A 21,733-nucleotide genomic window follows, 5' to 3' on the forward strand; every position below is an offset into this window, starting at 1 on the left:
CTAATCCTTTTGAACTTCCATTAAGAGGTCTTGGCTCGCCAACGTATCACCATTTTTAACATAAATCCGTTTTACTATCCCAGCAAATGGGGCTTTAATCGCCGTTTCCATCTTCATGGCTTCAGTAATAATTAATTCTTGGCCTAACTTGACCTTTTCACCTTCTTGAACTTGTACTTTCAAGACCGATCCACTTAAAGTAGCTGCGATTTGACTTTCATCACTCAAATCTGCCTTAGGAATCGCATTTTCAGTAACTTTTTGGCTTTGATCCTTCACCGTGGCTTGTAAGACTTGACCGTTAACAGAATAGAACATATTACGCATCCCTTTTTCGTCAGGTTCAGAAATTGAATCCAGAGTAATCAACATAGTCTTGCCTGGCCCCATTTCAAAGTGCATAGTTTCACCAACTCGCATTCCTTGATAAAAAGTGGTCGTATCTAGACGCTGGATTTGGCCAAAACGCCGCTTGTTGGTAATATAAGTCTTGAATACTTCAGGGTACAGAGCATAAGATAATACTTCTTCTTCGCTAGCTGGACGTTTCAAAAATTCTTCTAATTCTCGCTTACCTTCATCAAAATTGTAGGGTTGTGCTAGACTACCTGGCCGGACCGTAATTGGCTGTTTACCTTTTAAGACCAGTGCTTGCAGTTCGGTTGGAAAACCACCTACCGGTTGACCTAAATCACCGGCAAAGAAATCTACCACTGATTTAGGGAAATCTATTGTCTTCCCCTTCTCATAAATAGTTTCTTTATTTAGATCATTTTGTAACATAAATAAGGCTAGATCACCTACCACTTTGGAACTAGGGGTTACCTTAATAATATTACCGAGAAGCTCGTTAACTTCTTGATACTTCCTCTTTACAACTTCAAAGTTGTCAATCCCCAAGGATTTCGCTTGTTGTTGCAAATTAGAGTATTGTCCCCCCGGCATTTGAGTTTGGTAAATATCCGTTTGTGGTGCTGTCACATTATTAGAAAAATCTTTGTAAAGTGGCTTGATTTGTGACCAATATTGGTTAATCTTTTCGATATTGTCAATTGCTAGCTCTGGTTGCCTTACATTGCCTTCCATAGCATAGTAGAAGGACGCCATACTTGGTTGACTCGTGGTTCCTGCCAAGGCCGAAGAAGCAACGTCTACAATATCAGCACCAGCTTTGCTTGCTTCCACCAAAGTAGCTACCCCATTACCTGTCGTATCATGGGTGTGGACATGAACCGGCACATCCAAATCCGTCTTTAATTGTCCCACCAATTCAAAGGCTGCTTGTGGCTTCAAAAGACCAGCCATGTCTTTAATCGCTACAATTTGTGCCCCAGCATCAACTAGCTGCTTTGCTAAGTGACGGTAGTAATCCAAGGTGTACTTCGTTTCATTTGGCGATAAAAGATCACCAGTGTAACACATCGCCCCTTCAGCTATCTTACCTGTCTTCCGAGCAAACGCCAGTGGTTTTTCCATTTGATCAATCCAGTTTAAACTGTCAAAAATTCGGAAAACATCTACCCCATCAGCAGCAGCCTTCTCAATGAAGCGTTGCAAAACATTATCAGGATAGTTCATATATCCTACCCCGTTAGACCCCCGTAAAAGCATCTGTAGGAGTGTGTGTGGCATTTTTTTACGCATCGTCTTTAACCGTTTCCAAGGGTCTTCACTCAAGAAACGATAAGCCACGTCAAAGGTCGCACCTCCCCAAACTTCAGCCGAGAAAAGTTTAGGGAAAGCTTTTTCATAATTTTCAATTGCTGGCAACATATCTTTTGTTCGCATCCGTGTTGCAAAAAGACTTTGGTGAGCATCCCGCATAGTCGTGTCTGTTAGGAGCACTTTGTCTTGATTTTTAATCCAAGCTACCATGCTTTCAGCGCCTTCTTGGGCCAAGATATCCTTAGCTGTTGGTGTAGTATTTAACCTAACAAAATCCGTTTCAAAGTGGACTTCAGGAATTTCTAATTTTGGTCGTGCTTTAACACCTGGAAAGCCATTTACTGTAACATCACTGATATAATCAATGAATCTATCTTGTTCTTTTTCCTCTTCTTCCAACTCTGTAGCTTGAAAAAGCTCAGGAGTTTGGTCAATAAAGGTTGTAGTGGCTTTCCCGTTAATAAATTCAGAATTTTCTAACACTTTTTCCATAAAGGTAATGTTAGTTTTAACCCCCCGAATTTGAAATTCCTGTAGAACCCGACGCATTTTCGCCACAGTATCAGGAAAAGTCAACGCATGTACACAAGCCTTGACTAATAAGGAATCAAAGTAAGGCGTAATAACCGCTCCAGTGTAGGCATTTCCCCCATCTAACCGAACTCCAAAGCCACCTGGTGAACGGTAGGTTTCAATCGTTCCAGTATCTGGTAAAAAGTTATTCGCCGCGTCTTCAGTTGTAATCCGACATTGGATAGCTGCTCCTCGGTAACTCAAATCTACTTGGTGTGGTAAACCAATCTCAGTAAATAAATTTTTTCCTGCAGCAATTTGAATTTGGGCTTGAACAATGTCAATATCAGTAATCATTTCCGTTACCGTATGTTCAACTTGAATCCGAGGATTAACTTCTACAAAGTAAAAATCATCATCTGTAACTAAGAATTCAACCGTTCCCGCATTGTAATAACCCACACTTTTAGCTAAAGTTACAGCTGCTTGACAAATTTCTTGCCGACGTTTATCTGGTAAGACACTAGGAGCAAATTCAATCACTTTTTGGTTCCGTCTTTGCACCGAACAATCACGTTCAAAAAGGTGTAAGGTATTGCCATACCTATCAGCCAAGATTTGTACTTCAATGTGCTTAGGGTTAACCAAGTACTTTTCAATATAGAGTTCATCATCCCCAAATGATTGCATAGCTTCACTCCGAGCCCGATCATAGCTTTCCGCTAGTTCGGCCTCACTGTGAATAATTCGCATTCCTCGGCCCCCACCACCAAGAGCAGCTTTAATCATAATAGGGTAACCATGTTTTCTTCCAAAATCACGAACATCATTGACAGATTTAACCGGATCTTGACTTCCAGGAATAGTCTTTAATCCAGCTGCATGAGCTGCTTGCTTAGCAATTAATTTATCTCCAAAAATTTCGAGGTGTTTTAAATCAGGTCCAATAAAGGTAATATTATTAGCAACACATTTCTTTAAAAATTCCGCATTTTCAGATAAGAAACCATAGCCAGGGTGAATTGCATCCGCACCGGTTTGTTTCGCTACCCGAATAATTTCATCAATATCGAGATAGGCTTCTGTAGGTTTTTTCCCTTCCCCAATGAGATAAGCTTCGTCTGCTTTAAAACGGTGCATTCCGTACTCATCTTCCTTAGCATAAACCGCTACAGTTGGTAAACCTAGCTCTTGGCAGGCACGAATAATGCGGACCGCAATTTCGCCACGATTAGCAATTAAAATTTTTTTCATCGTTCACAGGGTTCTTACCAAAAAAATGATAAGTTACCCTACACCTCCTTTACAATTCAATTTATAAACTCATCTTCTTGTAGTCCTAGCAAAATAAATTCTCCTACTAAGAAGTATTTATTTCTAACGTCGTGTTGGTCCTTGACTCGGGTTAACCGGTCTTTGTGGCCGACGTTTTACTGACATTTGAGTACCTTGAGGGCGAAGCGATCTTAATATTTCTCTTTGTTCAAGCTCATCTTCACCTAATTTAGTTTGAATCGCAATCTTATTAACAATTCCAAGGCTCAACGTTAATACAAACAAACTCGACCCTCCGTAAGAAATAAAAGGTAACGTCACCCCAGTTAAAGGCAGCATTCCTAACATTCCACCGATATTAAAAACCGCTCCGGTAAAAATAAAGGTGGCTATCCCATAGCAAACTAGAGTATTATAGAGACTTCTGGTGCGTGAACCCAGAATAATAATGCGACAAATGAGTCCCGCAAGAAGTAATAAAATCAGACTTACCCCAATTACCCCCCATTCTTCACTGATAATAGACAAGATAAAATCAGTATATGGTTCGGGCAAATATCCTTGCTTTTCAATCGAATTGCCAATACCGACACCCGTCCAGCCACCATTGCTAATAGCATAATAGGAGTGAACTAACTGTCGACCTGAAGTTTGCACATAGTCAAAAGGATTAGTAAAATTTTTGATGCGCTCAGCTTGGTAAGCTGGGATAAATGGCACGAACTTTTTCACCGATGCAATATAAGTCGCAATATAAATCATTATAATCACCGGAATTACTCCCCACATAAAGCGCCAGCGAAAAATAATTTTAAGCGCAGCTATTAACATAACTAGATAAATCATCAAATTAATTGCCAATCCGCCTAAATCGGGGGCCGCTAAAATAGCAATCATTTGCATAACAAAAATCCCTAAGGTTAACCATTTCATATTTTTACTTTTACCTAGTAGAACTTCTGCAAAATAAATTACATTAATCAGTTTTAAAAATTCAGCAGGCTGAAAACTAATAGGTCCCAGGGCAACCCAACCAGCTGCCCCATTAATTCGTGGACCAATAAGATCCAACCCTAATTGTAAAGCCGTCAGACAAATAACTAAAAGAAAGTTAAGTGGAAAACGCCCACGAAAATTTTGAGGACGATACGAGGCAATAACAAAAATTACCAAAGACATTGCCATCCATCCTGCTTGTTTTCTTAAATAAGTTGTCGGTGATTCTTTCGCCAAAGCTAATTGACCCGAGCTGGCAGAATAAATCATCACCAGACCAATAAACATTAAAATGATCATCATTCCAATGAGCCAAAAATCACTATATTTAACACGTTTGAAATCCGGTTTAATTTGTTTCATAAATTTTAACACCTTACATTATCAATCTCTTTTACGTCAAATTAGACTCTTTTTTAAGTATATCATAAGCCAGTATCTTCCCACCACAAAAAAACCGCTCTCATATTGAGAACGGTTTTCTTTAAAAGTCTTAGCTATTAGCACGTTTAGCCGCCTTAGCTGCCTTTTCACGCGCGTTGGTCTCTAAGATACGCTTACGTAAACGGATGCTTTCTGGCGTAATTTCCAACAATTCGTCTTCATTTAAGAATTCCAAGGATTCTTCCAAAGTCAAGTGTGTTGGCTTCTTGATCGTGGCAGTTTGGTCCTTGTTAGAAGAACGGACGTTTGTCATGTTTTTACCCTTAGTAATATTAACGGAAATATCACGTTCTCGTGATGATTGTCCGACAATCATCCCTTCATAAACTTCTGTACCTGGATCAACGTAAATCACACCACGACCTTCAATCCCCATAATCGCGTAAGTCGTTGCTTTACCTTGGTTGATTGAAACTAAGGCACCATTACGACGACCTGGTTCCCAGTTGCGAATCACTGGCTTGTATTCTTCAAAAGTATGGTTCAAAATTCCATAACCACGTGTCATCGATAAGAATTGGTTGTCGTAACCAATCAAACCACGCGTTGGTGTTGAGAAAGTAATCCGTGTTTGACCGTTGTTACCAGTTTCCATGTTGGTCATTTCACCCTTACGTTGAGCCATGGAATCGATAATTGCCCCAGAGTATTCATCTGGTGTGTCAATAATTACACTTTCAAACGGTTCAGATAAAACCCCATCAATTTCTCGGTAGATAACCTTAGGGCGAGATACGGCTAACTCGAAGCCTTCACGCCGTAAAGTTTCAATTAAGATAGATAAGTGTAATTCCCCACGACCAGAAACCACCCAAGCATCTGGAGATTCTGTATCTTCAACACGTAAGGAAACATCTGTGTGCAATTGCATCTTCAAACGATCTTCTAACTTACGCGCTGTCACGTGATCACCTTCACGACCAACAAATGGACTAGTGTTAGTCATGAATGTCATTTGTAAAGTAGGTGGGTCAATCCGTAAAACTGGTAAAGCTTCTGGATTATCAACCGGACAAACAGTTTCCCCAACGAAGATGTCCTCCATTCCGGAAACGGCAATTAAGTCACCGGCCTTAGCTTCTTCAATTTCAACCCGTTGTAAACCAAAGAAACCAAAGAGTTTTGTAACCCGGAAGTTTTGTTGAGAACCGTCAAGTTTCATAACGGTAACTTGGTCCCCAACCTTAACCTTTCCACGGAAGACACGACCAATACCAACCCGACCAACGAATTCGTTATAATCGAGCATGGCCACTTGGAATTGCAATGGTTCGTCTGAGTTATCCACTGGAGCTGGAATTGTGTCCAAAATTGTGGTAAAGATTGGATCCATAGTATGTTCTTGGGTTGCCAAGTCAGAGTCAAGTGATGAAGTCCCATTCATTGCTGAAGCGTAAATCACTGGGAATTCTAATTGGTCTTCGTCAGCCCCTAATTCGATGAATAAGTCAAGTACTTCATCAACTACTTCATCAGGACGAGCACCCGGACGGTCAACCTTGTTAATAATTACAATTGGGGTTAAGTGTTGGTCTAAAGCCTTCTTTAACACAAAACGCGTTTGTGGCATGGTACCCTCAAAAGCATCGACAATCAATAACACTCCATCAACCATCTTCATAATCCGTTCCACTTCCCCACCGAAATCGGCGTGTCCTGGAGTATCTAAGATGTTGATTTGCTTACCTTGGTAACGAACCGCGGTGTTCTTGGAAAGGATAGTGATCCCACGTTCCTTTTCAATATCATTGGAGTCTAAGGCCCGATCGCCAATTTCCATGTGTTCATCTAAAGTATCTGATTGCTTCAACAATTCGTTAACCAAGGTTGTTTTACCGTGGTCAACGTGAGCGATAATCGCAACGTTGCGAATGTCATCACGTGTTTTCACTGTTTTTCTTCCTTTCAATATTCAGAACTTTTGGCTGCCTAACGTGCTTTCACTATTTTTTATAAAAATCCCCGCCGAATCACTTGAAAGCAAGTTCAGGCGGGCCTTGGTCTTTATGAAAGAAGCTGCAAAACTTCTTCACACACACGCTTTGGCGCCACTAATACATCATTTGATGATAACACATTTACCTCACTGCCGTCAATATTTACCACGCTTAAGCCCAAGCTTTCTGCTAAAATTTTTCCCGGTAAAAAATCCCAGGGACGTAAATGCGATAAATAACAAACACATTGACCTAAAATGACATGTAGATATTCAATGCCAGCACTACCGTAAATACGCAAACCACTACTCTGCTTAATGGCTGCTTGCACACCATGATAATTATTGATCACCATAGGCCACGATCCCCCAAATAAACCTTCACTTAACGGTAAATCTGCGGGCGCTGTAATCTTCTCACCATTACAAAAAACGCCACCTAAAGCCGGACCACCAGAAAGAAGCTTATCATTAACAATGTCATAAATGTAGGCCAATGCAGGCTGGCCTCCAGCATAAACCGCCACCATACTAGCATAGTGCTCTTTTTGTTTTACAAAATTCATAGTGCCATCAATAGGATCAATGACGAAAAATAACCCCGAATACTCTAACATTCCCTCTTGTCTGAGGCCTTCTTCCCCTAAAATTTTAGCAGCGGGAAAATGACGGTGAATTTCATTTTCATAAAACTTTTCAATCATTCGATCGATGTCAGTTACCAAATCTAAACGCGAGCTTTTAGTGGCTACATTCGGATTAGCTTGTTTAGCGAGGATTTTTTTTCGTCCTGCTTTCATCATGATAATAATTTGCGCATTAATTTTTTGAAAATCTTCTTTCATAAAAGTCGCTCTTTCTAACTTAACCGTAGAGTTTTCTTCGTATTACTTTGGGCTACCTTCGTCGCTTGATAGATACTAAAACCTGAATTTTCCAAAAATTCCCGATCTAGTTGCTTTTGATCCATGATTGCGGGGACGACTTGCCGGTAGGCTTGGTACTTAGTCATAAATTCTTCTTGATTAATGCCTTGTGTATAAGCTTTTTCTACTGCGGTATAAAAAGCGCTCACCGTAATAATTTCGGCGGTGGTCCACTCGGGACGCAAGGGATATGCAAAACTGTCTGTCATAAAAATCACTCCTTTAAATTACTTAAGTATATTTACTCACATTTTTTATGAAAATATGCTATGATTGAGAAGAAAAAACGGGAGGTAATTACTTTGATTACAATGGACAATATTATCCGCGAAGGTAACCCTACCTTGCGGGCACGGGCCGAAAAGCTAATTTTCCCACTCAGTGATGAGATTAAGCAAACCGCCCATGAAATGATGGAATTTCTTGAAAATAGCCAAGATGAAGAAATCGCGGCTAAATACCACTTACGTGCTGGCGTTGGTTTAGCCGCCCCTCAAATTGACAAATCAATCCGCATGACGGCGGTTTTGATTCCCGGAATTGAAGCCGGCGATGAACCAATTTTCAAAGACGTCTTAGTCAACCCAACCATCCTCAGTGAATCCGTCCAAATGGTGGCCTTAGGCGAAGGTGAAGGTTGCTTATCTGTCGACCGTGAAGTGCCGGGTTATGTACCCCGTCACGATCGTATTAAGGTGCGCTGGTACGACCTCGATGGCAATGAGCACATCGAACGTCTCCGCGATTACCCTGCTATTGTGTTACAACACGAAATTGACCACTTAAATGGAATTCTCTTCTACGATCACATTAACAAGGAAAATCCTTTGCAAGCACCTAAAGATATGTTAATTCTTGAATAAAGAAAAAGACTGCCGCTTTGGCGGTCTTTTTTCTTTACTCTAATCTACGCGTTTAACATCACGAATGTAGGCAGCAGTATCTTCATTTTTATTTTCGGCGACATCAAAATGTAACCTCCCGTCACGTAGCCAAATATCGGTTAAAGCAAAGCTCTTAAAAGCAGGTATGGCAACTTTTTGTGTTTTAAGTTGTGCTTCAAGAAGTTCGCTAAACTGCGTGAGATGTTTTTCAAAGTTTGGAGACACCTCACACTCAAATTCGAAGGCCAAAACCCGTAGCCCCCAGATCTTAGCAACATCTTGACTTTGAGCTAAAGAAGATAAAACGTCCCTTTCCATGTTGAGCTGAGCAATTGTCGCCACAAAAGCTTGCTCCACTGCGGGAATTGTTTCTTGTCTACTTTGAGCCTTAATGATTAATAAGGATTGCTTGCGTTTTTTTACTCGCCAGACGGTTATTAACCAAAAAACGAAGACACCCACCAAAACCAGCGCAATTACTGCTTGCATCTTTACCACCCCACATTTTCTTAATTTTATTATACTATCTTTTACAAGAGATGCCATCTTTTTAGCTAACTTCTATACTTAATAGCTAAACTGTGCTAAAATAAAAATTAACATTGTGGAGTCACTTGACTCGTGCGGACCTAGGCTTTTAGCCTAAAACCATATTTTTAAAGGAGTTTTTAACTAGACATGATTTTTAAAGTTTACTACCAACCAAGCAAACGGATTAATCCTCGCCGTGAAAATACTGAGGTTTTATATTTAGATACAGATAGCAAAGTCAACGCGCGCCTTTTAGTAGAATCTAAAACTGAATACAATGTGGAATTCATTGAAGGTTTAGACGAAGATACTTTAAATTACGAAAAGGAAAGCCCTAACTTCAAGATTACGGAGCTTTAATATGAAAAAGCTGAACGTAAAAAATAACGAAACCGCCGTTTTTGCTTTAGGTGGTTTGGGGGAAATCGGAAAAAATACTTACGCCATTCAATTCCAAGACGAAATTATCGTGGTAGATGCGGGAATTAAGTTTCCTGAAGATGACCTTTTGGGAATTGATTACGTAATTCCTGATTACCAATACCTCATCAATAATCAAAGCAAGATTAAAGCATTGGTGATTACGCACGGACATGAAGACCATATTGGTGGGATTCCCTATCTTTTAAAACAAGTTAACATGCCCATTTATGCTGGTCCCTTAGCTTTAGCTTTAATTAAAAGCAAGCTTGAGGAACACGGTTTATTGAGAACTACTGAACTTCATGAAATTAACGAAGATAGCGTCTTGAAGTTCCGTAAAACCAGTGTTTCATTTTTCCGCACGACACACTCCATCCCTGATACTTTAGGAGCGGCTATTAGGACTCCCTCTGGAACGATTGTTGCTACAGGAGACTACAAATTTGACTTAACACCTGTGACAAATCAACCACCTAATTTACAAAAAATGGCTAAGTTAGGAGCCGAAGGTGTCTTATGTTTACTATCTGACTCAACCAATGCCGAAGTACCAAACTTCACTAAGTCTGAACGTTGGGTAGGACGCTCTATTCGTCGCATTTTCGAAGAAGTTGAAGGTCGCATTATCTTTGCCACGTTTGCTTCTAATATTTCTCGAGTCCAACAAGCTACAGAAGCCGCTATCGCTAAAGGTCGCAAAATTGCCGTCTTTGGACGCTCCATGGAAGCTGCGATTGTTAATGGACGAGAATTAGGCTACCTTGATATTCCGGATGATTCCTTAGTGGATGCCCGCGAAATCAATAGTCTACCTGCGAACCAAGTCATGATTCTATGTACTGGTTCGCAAGGTGAACCAATGGCTGCTTTAAGTCGAATTGCTAACGGAACTCACCGTCAGGTTAACATTCAACCTGGTGATACGGTAGTCTTTTCTTCCTCACCAATTCCTGGGAATACTTTAAGTGTAAACAAGGTGATTAATGAATTGGAAGAAGCCGGTGCGACTGTTATCCACGGAAAAGTTAACAATATTCACGCTTCCGGTCACGGTGGTCAAGAAGAACAAAAGCTAATGCTTCGTTTAATGAAACCTAAATTTTTCATGCCTGTTCACGGAGAATACCGAATGCTAAAAATTCACACTGAATTAGCTGAAAAATGTGACGTACCAAAAGAAAATTCCTTCATTTTGGAAAATGGGGACGTTTTAGCCCTTACTAAGGACTCAGCTCGCGTAGCTGGGCACATCCAAGCCGGTGATGTCTATGTTGATGGTTCCGGAATCGGTGACATCGGTAATATCGTCTTACGCGACCGGCGTATACTTTCAGAAGAAGGCTTAGTGGTAGTCGTTGCAACCATTGATATGAAAAAACGCGAAATCTTAGCCGGACCAGATCTCCTCTCTCGTGGATTTATCTATATGCGTGAATCAGGGGAATTAATCAATCATGGACGACGTCGCTTATTTCGAACCATTAACCGAGTTTTAAAGGCCGATAGGGTTTCAGAAGCAATTTTAAAAGAAGCTATCATAAATGACTTACAGGCTTTCTTATTCGAACAAACCGAACGTCACCCCATGATTTTACCAATGTTGATTACTTTATAAATTTCAAAACCAGCCACGTTGCTGGTTTTTTCTAATTATTTCTAATAATTACTTCTTTTTTCATGTTTTTTCGCTATAATGTTAAAGGAAGTATTTACGCTAGAAAGGAGGAGTGGTATCACCTAGATACCTAACCACCCGTGAAATCATTTTTTATCATTGTTAACCCCCAGGCCAATCACGGTCTAGGTCAAAAAACTTGGGAAAAGATTGAACCCCTTTTACAAAGTGGCAATTACATGTATCAAGCGGTCTTATGTAACCATAATATTGATTTTTTAGTGCGCTCTTTCCTCAAAAAAACTGATTATCAACTTGAGCAAACGATTTGCTTGGTGATTGGGGGAAACGGCACCCTACATGATAGTCTTAACGCCCTGAAAAAACACAGTCAAAGACAATTGCCATTGGCCTTAATTCCGGCTGGTAAAAATAATTCCTTTGCTAAAAATATGGGAATTTCTCTCAACCCTTCAACTGCTTTCAAGCAAATTATAACTACCCAACAAGCTATCAACTATGATATCGGCAGTTATATAGAAACAACCCATAAAACTGAAGGTTATTTTTTAAGTAGCTACAACATCGGACTGGAAGCTTATTTTGCTAGTCTTAATGCCCAAGAAAATTTATTTTTTAACAAATTGCATCTCGGATTAATCGGTTATTTATATAATTTACTTAAGACTTATATGAACCAGGAAAGTTTCTCGGTTACTTTACGTATCAATGGTCAATACGAATTTTTCAAGAAAGCTTACCTGGTAAGTGTCCACACTCACCAACCTTGCTTTGATCCACGTACTCACCTACAGGTACCCTTGGGTCACGCTAACGATGGGCAGTTGGAGTTCTTAGTAGCTGAAAAGATGAATATCTTCAAATTTCTCTTTTTAGCACTAATGGCCCGTATGAACAAACATGTTAGATTACCTTCTCTCAAACAATTTACCAGTAAACGTGCACATCTCATCATTAACTCCCTTGAATTTGGAGAAATCGACGGACAAGAGGAATCCAATCGTTACTATGACCTAAATTTTGAAATTGATTACTACCCATTTTGGTTTTCCTCACAAAGTTAACCCACTCAATTGTAACTATGATATAATCTAAAATCTTTAAAAAATAACCTTGTTGCCGATAAAAATGCAACAAGGTTATTTTCTATTGATATGATAACTGTGAACAATACTTCTAAAGTTGAACTGATAAGTTGGCGTGTATGGAAATAACCAAAATAGTAAAAGCCTCATTTTAGTTAACAATTTTCCGGGGTTAAACCTTCCATCCCAATCATAGGGTCAATTTGTTCTGACATAGCCAACGCAGGCGTCAAACAATATTCTTCCGCTTGTAACTCAACTACAGGATCAACTCCCTCTTGAATAGGAGTAACCACTACTTTTTGAACCTGCTTTTGTCCTGTAGTCAGAGCCAATTCACCGTTAAAAATCTGCTGTAATTTAGCTATCAATCCGGTTTTTCTTTGACCAGTTGTTGTGGACACACTTCTTTGGTAAGCTGATAATTGTCCCATCATGACTAATTTATTCTTGGCACGCGTAATTCCGGTATAAAGGAGATTGCGATTTAGCATGCGACTAAACTCATCTACCATTACCAAAATTACAACCGGAAATTCACTTCCCTGCGCCTTATGAATCGATAAACAATATGCCAAAGTTAATTCAGAAAATTCATTAGGCTTGTACTCCACTTCATTTTGATCAAAGTCCACCGTAATCTGCTTAGCAGTTTGGTGATCTTCCGCCAGTTCAATTCCCACTACTTTACCAATATCGCCATTATAAACACCTTTTTCCGGTTGGTTAACCTTTTGTAAAACACGATCCCCAATCCGCAAGATAAAATTATTAATTTCCACTTCTTTTTTCAGCTGACCTTGTCCCGACGATTGACGCGGATTAATAATCTCTTGTAGCTCATGATTCAGATTATCAATTCCTGCCTCCGAACGATACATGGGCGCTAATACTTGAATATCATCTGCCTTTAGCTGACTTTGCAAAGCTCGTTCAATAACTTTCTTCAAACGTACAGGAATCAGCCCCGCACTATTAGCCAAAAAAGACCGGTCAACTTGCGTCTGAGTAAAATTCTCCGGTAACTTACCCGCTTGAATAGCTTGAGCTAACACCGGAATCGTTGATTCTTCTTTTTGACGGTAAATTTGACGTAGTTCAACTTTAGGAAAAATGTCACTGGCCAGTAAATCCGCAAAAACTTGTCCAGGACCGACTGAGGGTAATTGATCTTTGTCTCCCACAAATAAAAGTTGGGTTTTTTCACCAAGATTACTGGTCAAAGTCCGCATCAGGTGGGTGTCAATCATCGAGCTTTCATCAATAATCAAAAATGGTTCTGTCACTAAATTTTGTTCCTCTTCCTCCAAATCTTGTCGCTGGTTAGAGGTTAGACCCAACCCTAACAACCGGTGAATGGTGCTCGCCTTGTAACCGGTTGTTTCAGCCATCCGTTTAGCTGCCCGACCAGTTGGTGCTGCTAAAGCTAATTCAGCTTGAGGGTGGAGTTTTTGGTAACAATGGACAATCCCATTAATAATCGTCGTCTTTCCTGTTCCAGGACCACCAGTTAAAAGAAAGATTGGACTTGTTAAGGCTTGATAGATAGCTTGCTTTTGTTCATCACCATAAGCAAGCCCTTGTTCTGCTTCAAAATCAGCTACTAGGTCTGTAATTTCTTCTTGGCTAGGAAAATCAGTATCTTGGAGACGACGAACTTGTTCCTGTAGGTTTAGAGCTATTTCTTTTTCGCTAATATAATAAGTCTTAAGATATACTTTTTGATCTTCTGTCAAAACTACATCCCCAGCTTCTTGCATTTGTGCCAATTCCTGCGCTAACTTTGGATACATCTTTTCAGGTGGCATGGTTGTTGCTAATAATTCAGCCCCTTTATCTAGAAGTTCTTCAGCCATCAAATAAGTATCACCACTGGTATGGCACGTCTCAAACAAGGTTTGCAGTAACCCCCCACGTAAACGTACAGGGTCTGTTTCTTGAATTCCTTGAGCATAGGCAAGGTCATCGGCAGACTTAAAACCAAAACCTTTGATATCACGCACTAAGCGGTAAGGATCATCCTTTACCACACTAAGGCTTTCTGTATGATAGTGGTTATAGATTTTTTCAACCATCCGTGTAGAAACCCCTAAACCATTTAAGTACAATAAAATTTCACTAAAGCTATCGTCCAACTTATTAAGTCCCTCAGTTAACGCCTGTGCCTGAGCAGGAGAAATGTCAACTTGCGCCAAAACTTGATAGTCCTGACGAATTTTTTGAATAGCTTGCTCTCCAAGAACTGTAACGACTTTTTGCGCAGTCTTCCTCCCAATCCCTGGAAATTCATCACTACTTAAATAAGCTATGAGGCCATCCTTAGTTTTAGGGAGACTCTCTTCATAACCCTGAACCTGGAGTTGCAGGCCATAACGACCGTGTTCCACTAAAGCACCGTAAAAAACGTATTCTCTTTGGGCTTCGATTTCAGGAAAACTCCCTGTCACAGTAATTGTTGGCAGTGACCATTCAAAATTTACTTCTTTGATGTCTACAACTAATATCTTAAAAAAATTGTCCTTAGACTCAAAAATCATGCGACTAATTGTGCCGACAACTTGAGACTGCTTGGGTTCAGTTATTACCATTTTCTTTCCCCCTATAGCTGATTTTTTTGCATAACCTTTTCTAAATCTGCAAGACGACCTTCTTGCTTTTGATAATAAAGACCATCCAACTCCTTGGCCTTAGCAAAATACGCTTGTCCTGCTTGAATTTTTCCTTGCGTCACTAAAATCAAACCGAGATGAAAAGCTGCCGGTGCACTTTGGGAATTTAGGTTCCAAACTTTTTGGTAATACTCTTGAGCTTGATTTAATTGTCCTAGAGCTAATAAAGAATCTCCTAAAAGTAGTAAGGCCACTTCATTTTTAGGTGCTTGTTCACTAACCGTTAAAGCATAGGCAAAGGCTTGTTGGTAGTGCTTTTGGGCATAGAAACCTTGGGCTTGCATCAGTTGAGCATCTAATTTAAGTTTCTTATCTTGAATTTTAGCAAACTCTTGGTTAGCCTCCACATAAAATTCCGCCGCATACAAGACATTCCCAAGGCCATAAGTTAATAAATCACGGTCTTTAGCATCTGTAAAATGGCTTAACGCCCGGCGGAATAATTCTTCGGCTTGCGGAAAACTTTGCATTTCAACTAAAGCACTGCCTAAATTATAGTAATTTTGCGCGTTTTCTGGATCCGCGTCAATTTTACCAATTAGCTCATGCACTAAAGTTTCAGCTTTTTGCTGTTTTTCTTTTCTCACCATTAGACCTTATCATCCTTTCCTAACTGCCGACTTAAATAGTCTACCTTATCCCAGGCTAAACAAGTAAAACTTTGCCCGTCATGACTTTCTAAAATCGTAGTGCTAGTATTACTAAGTCCTCCTTTGTCCCGCAAATGTTCTAAAGAATAACCCAACAAGTGACGGATTTCAGCTCCTAAGGCCGCCCCATGGCTAACAATTAAGATATTAGCTTCAGGGTAACGGCGACAAATCTCTTGAATCTTGGGGGTCATGCGATTAAAAACATCTTGGAAACTTTCACCACCAACAACTTCAGCCCGATATTTACTAGGATCATGACGAAAGGCCTGGTATTCATGGGGAAATTCACGTTTAACATCACTAAACTTCATTCCTTCCATTTTTCCCAAGTTAAACTCTTTAAAAGCATCGTCAAGTTGTAACCGTGGTGGATTATTAAGATGCTTAAGGATTTCTTGAGCTGTAATCCGCGCACGCTTGATTGGACTTGCATAGACCTTAGTAAATTCAAACTGTTGCAGATATTGACTTAATTCTTTAATTTCTTGATAACTTTGGTCAAGCAAAGGAGAATCGCCCCGAGCGCCTTGATAGCGACGCTCAAGGTTCCATTCAGTTTTTCCATGCCGTACAAAAAATAGTTTTGTCACTATAAAGTCCCCTTCTAATTTTTAATTATTCTCTTTCATTATTACAAAAAAAAGGGCTAGCGACAAGCTAAAAACCATATAAAAAAGAGGCCAGATTGCTCCAACCTCGTTAAAGTATTAAACGTATTGACGTAATTCACCGTTCATGTAAGCATGGTCAATCGTACCAGAACCTAAACATTCTTGGCCATCGTAAAAGACCACTTCTTGACCAGGAGTGATAGCCCGCACTGGTTCATCAAAGACAACTTCCGCAACAGTCCGGTCATCGTTAAATTTCACCGTTACACCGCTATCAACTTGGCGGTAACGGAATTTAGCCGTACAGTGGAATTCTTGACCACGATTGGTAATATCGGTCACGAAACTCAACTTGCTAGCATCTAAGCTTGTGGCATAAAGGTGGTCATTATGGTAACCTTGCCCTACTAACAAAGTGTTAGTTTCAAGGTCCTTACCGACAACAAACCAGGGTTCGTTACTTTTAGCATCTCCCCCGATACCAAGACCTTTTCTTTGACCAATGGTGTAGTTCATCAAACCAAAGTGTTCACCTTTCTCTTCACCATCAACGGTCATCATTTTGCCAGGTTGGGCTGGTAAGAATTCGCTCAAGAACTTGGTAAAGTTTCTTTCACCAATAAAACAAATTCCAGTTGAGTCCTTTTTCTTAGCTGTAGCTAAACCGGTTTCTTCTGCAATGCGCCGTACCTCAGATTTTTCCATATTTCCAATAGGAAACATAGCTCTTTGGAGTTGTTCTTGAGACAATTGGCTCAAAAAGTAAGTTTGGTCCTTGTTGTTATCGGCTCCACGCATCAAGTGCACCGTACCATCTTCATCGCGCTTAACTTGAGCGTAGTGACCCATGGCGATGTAGTCAGCATCCAGTTCCATCGCATAATCTAAGAAGGCCTTAAACTTAACTTCTTTATTACACATTACATCAGGGTTAGGAGTGCGACCCGCGCGGTATTCATCCAAGAAGTAAGTGAACACCCGATCCCAGTATTCTTTTTCAAAGTTTACTGAGTAGTAAGGAATTCCTAACTGATTAGCCACCTTGGCTACATCTTGATAATCCTCGGTTACGGTACATACCCCGCTATCGTTTTGGTCGTCCCAATTTTTCATGAAAACGCCAACCACATCATAACCTTGTTGCTTGAGTAGATAGGCCGTCACACTAGAGTCGACCCCACCACTCATTCCGACAACAACACGCGTGTTGCTGTTATCTGTCATAAATATTCACCATCATTTCAATAAGATTCTGAAATCCACGATTTGAAGGTCGTTTATTCAGTACTTGATATTATACGTGCTTTTTATAAAGAGTGCAACCTTATTTACTTACTTTTAAGAAGCATTAGTTAACTTTCTCTAAAATCTTTCTATCTAATAATTCAGCTAAGATAAAGTTTAATTGTTTTTCACTTTCTTCACGCTCTTTAGACTTGTAGATATTAACTTCACGCATCCCATTGGCAGTCACGGTTGCCAGTTTAAAAGTTTGCATATCGGCAGCAATCACTACTTTTAACTTGTAACCTTGGTTATAAGGAGAAAAAGGATCTAAGGAACGTTCTAATTGGAACTTTCCCCCTTTACTTTGCATGAATCCCACATCTAACAAACTATATTTTTTGATATTATCACTTAGGCGATACTTATCTTGACTACCTAAGACACTTGCTTCTTTACCATATGCCATTATCTTCTTTCCTTTCTTTGCTTCAAACGCGTCGTTACCTTGACTAAGGCAGCAACCGCTTGTTCAACTTCTGCCACGGTATTTTGCGCTCCGAAGGAGAAGCGTAACGTTTCACCTACACGTGGACTATTTTTACCATACATGGCTGCTAAAACATGGGAAGGTTCGAGCGAACCAGCCGTACATGCAGAACCGGCAGCAGCAATCACCCCACCTAAATCGAGATTCGTTAAAAGTGAATCGCTTGGGCAATCCTTAAACCATAAACTGATGATTTGGGGTAACTCACCATTTTGGTAGTGACCGTTAATTTCAAAGTCCACTCCCGCTGTTTGCAAACCATCAACCAAGGTTTGTTTTAAGTTCCGGTAGTGAGCAATGTGAGCTTGTTTTTCAGTTTGGGCAATTTCAACCGCCTTGGCAAAGGCAACAATAGCCGGTACATTTTCTGTTCCTGCCCGCCGTTTTAATTCTTGGTCGCCCCCCTTGAGTAACGGTTTGAAGTTAATACCATCCCGCCGATAAAGGAAGCCTAAAAACTTAGGCCCTTGAATTTTATGTGCAGAAGTTGATAGCAAGTCAATGTGCATCGCTTGCACATCAATTTCTGACACCCCATAAGCTTGCACCGCATCGGTATGGAAGAGAGCGTTAGATTCCGCCACAATTTCCCCAATCGCTTGGATTGATTGCTGACTACCAACCTCGTTATTTCCCATCATAATTGTCACCAAAATAGTATCCGGCCGCAAAGCTTGCTTCAATTGTTCTAAAGAAATTACCCCGTTTTCATCCACAGGTAAGTAGGTTACTTCAAAGCCCTCCTCTTCCAAAGCTTCTAAGGGTTTGAGCACAGCCTCGTGCTCAATTTGACTGGTGATAATGTGCCGTCCCGCTGCCTTGCGTGCATGTGCCACTTGGGTAATGGCAGTATTATCGCTTTCCGTTCCCCCACTGGTAAAGACAATTTCAGTATCCTTTTGGGCGTTAATTGACTGAGCAATGGTGTGGCGACTTTGATCTAAAAGCCCCCGAGCCTGGCGACCGTAAAAGTTCACCGCCGAAGCATTGCCAAAATTTTCCGTCATTGCCTTGGTCATAGTTGCAATAACTTCCGGGTGCATAGGTGTCGTCCCGGCATTATCAAAATAAATGTGTTCCATTTTAAACTTCCTTACTAAGCTAAATTGCTGAAAGCCACGATTAAAGGTCGTTTATTCAGTGCCAATATTATAGCTAATTTCTTAATTTTGGGCAAGTAAAGCCAAAGTCATCTTGGCTGAACGCTTACCGGCATCAACAATAAATTCATCAAAACTTTGGCCCGCTTCCTCATCACCTACGTCTGACATCGCACGAATGATAGCAAAAGGCTTATGGTATTGGTAAGCAACTTGAGCCACTGCTGCTCCTTCCATTTCACAACTCAAAGCCTCAGGGTAGATATCCTTAATTTGGTCAATTTGATCTTGACTAGAAATAAATTGATCCCCAGTAACAATCAAACCTTCTTTAACCGTTAAACCCGTAGTTTGAGCCGCTTGGATAACCCGCGCGACTAAAACTTCATCGGCGGTAAAAATGCGTGGTTGTTGTGGTAATTGCCCCGGTTCGTAACCAAAGACCGTCGCCATGGCATCGTGATAGGCTGCCCCCGTTGAAACCACTAAGTCCCCGACGTGTAGGCCTTGGCCAATCCCACCGGCAGAACCCGAGTTAATCACACAGTCAACTCCAAACTCGACAATTAACAAGGCCGTGGTAACCCCGGCTTGAACCTTACCAATTCCCGCCCGAACTAAGACAATTTCTTGATTTTCAATTTGGCCCGTGTAAAATTCACTGCCACCAATGTCTTTGACTTGACTATTTTCAAGGTGCGCACACAGTTCTTTAATTTCTTCTTCCATGGCACAAATAATTCCGTATTTCACTTTTTCTTCCTCTATTTCTAAAAATTAATAAAGCGCATAAAGAGCCAAGTTAAGATGATGAGTAAACTCAAAATTCCAATTACAATATCAAGTTTCCGCTTTAAAATTTGGGTCTTTTCTTCTTCACTGCGCAATCTATTTTGACGCCGACTTTCGGTCCGATTAAGCGGCTCATTAATTTCCGCCTGTTCTTGGTAGCGACGCGTTCTTCTTTCTTCCATCCGCGTTACCTACTGTAAGCTTTGCCATAGCATCACAGCCATGATAGTCTTAGCATCACAGATTTCGCCCTTAGCAATCGCTACTTGGACTTCCTTAATATCTAACCATTCCAAGTTAAGAATTTCGCCCTCATCTTGAGGTAATTTCTCACTTACAGGGCTCAAGCCGCTAGCATGGTATAGCGTTAATTTTTCATTGGTAAAGCCTGGTGAAACATAAAAACTGGTTAGCTTTTCCACACTTTGAGCTTGGAGGCGGGCTTCTTCGTTTAATTCCCGTACCACGGCACTCGCTTCATTTTCACCGGGTTCCAACTTGCCCGCAATAATTTCCAAAGTTTCTTGCCGTAAAGGTGCCCGCCATTGTCGCACTAACAGCATCTTGTTGTCCTCAGAAACAATCACTACCCCTACCGCATTGGCATGGTAAGCAATTTCTCGGGTGGCTTTCTGGCCTTCAGGAGTCAGGACCGTTTCAACATCTAAATCCACGATGTGGCCATCAAAAATATGTTCCACGTCGATAACTTTTTCTTCAAATTCCATCTTATCCCTCCGTGACCTCTTTAACAAAAGCTTCATATTGGGCTTGTTCACCGGTGGCTTTCCATTTAGCCTGGCTAAAGTCACCCGCTAAGGCTGCGGCTAAATCTACTTCGACTTGGGCGACTTCAGTTGCATTACCTATCAAGGACATGTAGTAAGTCCCACTCTCCTTTTGGTGGACAATGGTGTTAACCATTCCCCCAGGATTTAACACGGTAATTCTTTCTTCTAATTGAACTTGTTCACCAAATAAGAGCACATACATCAAACTTGAAGCTGACATGGCCGTTCCACAGGCATTAGTGTAACCAACTCCCCGTTCATAAGTCCGGACAAAAATCTTTCCTGGAGCTAAAACTTCTACAAAGGAAACGTTGACTCCATCTGGAAAATAAGGGTTTTGACCATCATTGAGGTAAGAAGCCAATTCACCTAACTTATTACCTATGACTGTTTTATGGTCCACAAAGGCAATCAAGTGTGGATTAGGTACGGCCACTGCTGAAAAGCGTAGTTCTGGATCAAATTCGGGTACCACTTGATCAATTAACTTGTCCTGACCTAGGTGCATTCCTAAGTCTTCCGCCTTAAAGGAAACAGGCGAAATTTCGGCATCATAAGCGGGTACTCCAGGGTAAAATTCACCAGCTGCCTTGACGTCAAGGTCCGCATACATAGTTTGAATCTTGAATTCATCTTGTGCCTTCTTTTGAGCGAGGTAACGGGCAACGGTTCGTAAACCATTACCACACATGCTAGCTTCACTCCCATCAGCATTAATGACCCGCATGCGACCTTGAGTGCCAACGTGACCAGCGGTAATATCTAAAATTCCATCGGCCCCACCGTGTAAACCCGTTTGACGATCACAGATTTTTTGGGCCAATTGCCGTAATTTTTGGTCGCTGATTTTTTGACCAGGCAATTCTTCATCTAAGATAAAGAAGTCGTTATTCGAACCATGAACCTTTACAAATTCCATTATTTTCACCCTCAATTCTACTTATTTCAATGTTTTAATCATACCAAAAATAGCCTTAAATTGCGAATTTAACTCCTCAAAAAAATCCCACCCTCAAGGGTAGGATTTCT

Annotated in this window: 20 protein-coding genes; 4 read left to right on the plus strand and 16 right to left on the minus strand. The window is 40.7% G+C overall.

Translation table 11 applies throughout. The features are described 5' to 3' along the window. From FC36_RS00395 to FC36_RS00415, 5 genes are all read right to left on the minus strand, one after another. A complete protein-coding gene (locus FC36_RS00395; RefSeq protein WP_056986648.1) occupies nucleotides 1-3,432 on the minus strand; it encodes a pyruvate carboxylase in 3,432 nt (1,143 codons plus the stop codon). Between the two features lie 123 nt (nucleotides 3,433-3,555). Beyond that, nucleotides 3,556-4,812: an FtsW/RodA/SpoVE family cell cycle protein gene (locus tag FC36_RS00400; protein WP_051527925.1), complete on the minus strand. Its 1,257-nt coding sequence runs from the start codon at nucleotides 4,810-4,812 to the stop codon at nucleotides 3,556-3,558. A 130-nt stretch (nucleotides 4,813-4,942) separates the two neighbouring features. Next, on the minus strand, nucleotides 4,943-6,784 hold the full coding sequence (typA, locus tag FC36_RS00405; RefSeq protein ID WP_025020249.1) for a translational GTPase TypA: 1,842 nt from the start codon (nucleotides 6,782-6,784) through the stop codon (nucleotides 4,943-4,945). Nucleotides 6,785-6,897: 113 nt separating this feature from the next. After that, nucleotides 6,898-7,674, minus strand: a complete 777-nt coding sequence (locus tag FC36_RS00410; protein WP_025020248.1) for an inositol monophosphatase family protein — start codon at nucleotides 7,672-7,674, stop codon at nucleotides 6,898-6,900. A 14-nt stretch (nucleotides 7,675-7,688) separates the two neighbouring features. After that, complete coding sequence (locus FC36_RS00415; protein ID WP_025020247.1) at nucleotides 7,689-7,964, minus strand: UPF0223 family protein; 276 nt, start codon at nucleotides 7,962-7,964, stop codon at nucleotides 7,689-7,691. Nucleotides 7,965-8,057: 93 nt separating this feature from the next. Between FC36_RS00415 and def the strand changes: the two genes are divergently transcribed. Next, nucleotides 8,058-8,618: a peptide deformylase gene (def, locus tag FC36_RS00420; RefSeq protein WP_025020246.1), complete on the plus strand. Its 561-nt coding sequence runs from the start codon at nucleotides 8,058-8,060 to the stop codon at nucleotides 8,616-8,618. A 39-nt stretch (nucleotides 8,619-8,657) separates the two neighbouring features. Here the strand turns inward: def and FC36_RS00425 are convergent, their stop codons facing one another. Beyond that, entirely contained in the window at nucleotides 8,658-9,128 is a 471-nt protein-coding gene (locus FC36_RS00425) for a hypothetical protein (RefSeq protein ID WP_025020245.1), read from the minus strand. Nucleotides 9,129-9,317: 189 nt separating this feature from the next. Between FC36_RS00425 and FC36_RS00430 the strand changes: the two genes are divergently transcribed. The 3 genes from FC36_RS00430 (at nucleotide 9,318) to FC36_RS00440 (ending at nucleotide 12,293) form a co-directional block, all read left to right on the plus strand. Further along, nucleotides 9,318-9,530, plus strand: coding sequence for a DNA-directed RNA polymerase subunit epsilon (locus FC36_RS00430; protein ID WP_023858930.1), 213 nt, complete (start codon nucleotides 9,318-9,320; stop codon nucleotides 9,528-9,530). Nucleotide 9,531: 1 nt separating this feature from the next. Continuing rightward, the gene (gene rnjA / locus FC36_RS00435) at nucleotides 9,532-11,208 is read left to right on the plus strand and encodes a ribonuclease J1 (protein WP_025020244.1); all 1,677 of its coding nucleotides are present in this window, start codon (nucleotides 9,532-9,534) and stop codon (nucleotides 11,206-11,208) included. 140 nt (nucleotides 11,209-11,348) lie between these two features. Further along, nucleotides 11,349-12,293 carry a diacylglycerol/lipid kinase family protein gene (locus FC36_RS00440; protein ID WP_025020243.1) on the plus strand — a complete coding sequence of 315 codons (945 nt, stop codon included), beginning with the start codon at nucleotides 11,349-11,351 and terminating at the stop codon, nucleotides 12,291-12,293. A gap of 176 nt (nucleotides 12,294-12,469) precedes the next feature. On the opposite strand, the gene recD2 is transcribed toward FC36_RS00440, so the two are convergent. From recD2 to dapF, 10 genes are all read right to left on the minus strand, one after another. Further along, nucleotides 12,470-14,902 carry an SF1B family DNA helicase RecD2 gene (gene recD2 / locus FC36_RS00445; protein ID WP_023858933.1) on the minus strand — a complete coding sequence of 811 codons (2,433 nt, stop codon included), beginning with the start codon at nucleotides 14,900-14,902 and terminating at the stop codon, nucleotides 12,470-12,472. A gap of 11 nt (nucleotides 14,903-14,913) precedes the next feature. Continuing rightward, nucleotides 14,914-15,573 carry a tetratricopeptide repeat protein gene (locus tag FC36_RS00450; protein ID WP_023858934.1) on the minus strand — a complete coding sequence of 220 codons (660 nt, stop codon included), beginning with the start codon at nucleotides 15,571-15,573 and terminating at the stop codon, nucleotides 14,914-14,916. Then, the gene (locus tag FC36_RS00455) at nucleotides 15,573-16,226 is read right to left on the minus strand and encodes a histidine phosphatase family protein (protein WP_025020242.1); all 654 of its coding nucleotides are present in this window, start codon (nucleotides 16,224-16,226) and stop codon (nucleotides 15,573-15,575) included. Before FC36_RS00455 ends, FC36_RS00450 begins: the two co-directional genes overlap by 1 nt. 117 nt (nucleotides 16,227-16,343) lie before the next feature. Then, the gene (gene mnmA / locus FC36_RS00460; protein WP_025020241.1) at nucleotides 16,344-17,471 is read right to left on the minus strand and encodes a tRNA 2-thiouridine(34) synthase MnmA; all 1,128 of its coding nucleotides are present in this window, start codon (nucleotides 17,469-17,471) and stop codon (nucleotides 16,344-16,346) included. Nucleotides 17,472-17,595: 124 nt separating this feature from the next. Beyond that, entirely contained in the window at nucleotides 17,596-17,940 is a 345-nt protein-coding gene (locus FC36_RS00465; protein ID WP_023858937.1) for a DUF1831 domain-containing protein, read from the minus strand. Further along, entirely contained in the window at nucleotides 17,940-19,103 is a 1,164-nt protein-coding gene (locus tag FC36_RS00470; RefSeq protein ID WP_025020240.1) for a cysteine desulfurase family protein, read from the minus strand. The genes FC36_RS00465 and FC36_RS00470 overlap by 1 nt, the downstream gene beginning before the upstream one ends. A gap of 81 nt (nucleotides 19,104-19,184) precedes the next feature. Continuing rightward, nucleotides 19,185-19,874, minus strand: coding sequence for a 5'-methylthioadenosine/adenosylhomocysteine nucleosidase (locus FC36_RS00475; protein WP_025020239.1), 690 nt, complete (start codon nucleotides 19,872-19,874; stop codon nucleotides 19,185-19,187). A 17-nt stretch (nucleotides 19,875-19,891) separates the two neighbouring features. After that, nucleotides 19,892-20,095, minus strand: coding sequence for a hypothetical protein (locus FC36_RS00480; protein ID WP_025020238.1), 204 nt, complete (start codon nucleotides 20,093-20,095; stop codon nucleotides 19,892-19,894). A 9-nt stretch (nucleotides 20,096-20,104) separates the two neighbouring features. Further along, nucleotides 20,105-20,641 carry an NUDIX hydrolase gene (locus tag FC36_RS00485; RefSeq protein ID WP_056986649.1) on the minus strand — a complete coding sequence of 179 codons (537 nt, stop codon included), beginning with the start codon at nucleotides 20,639-20,641 and terminating at the stop codon, nucleotides 20,105-20,107. Nucleotide 20,642: 1 nt separating this feature from the next. After that, complete coding sequence (dapF, locus tag FC36_RS00490) at nucleotides 20,643-21,623, minus strand: diaminopimelate epimerase (protein ID WP_023858942.1); 981 nt, start codon at nucleotides 21,621-21,623, stop codon at nucleotides 20,643-20,645. Nucleotides 21,624-21,733: the final 110 nt, after the last annotated feature.

The organism is Ligilactobacillus equi DSM 15833 = JCM 10991, assembly GCF_001435735.1.
Lineage (GTDB): Bacteria > Bacillota > Bacilli > Lactobacillales > Lactobacillaceae > Ligilactobacillus > Ligilactobacillus equi.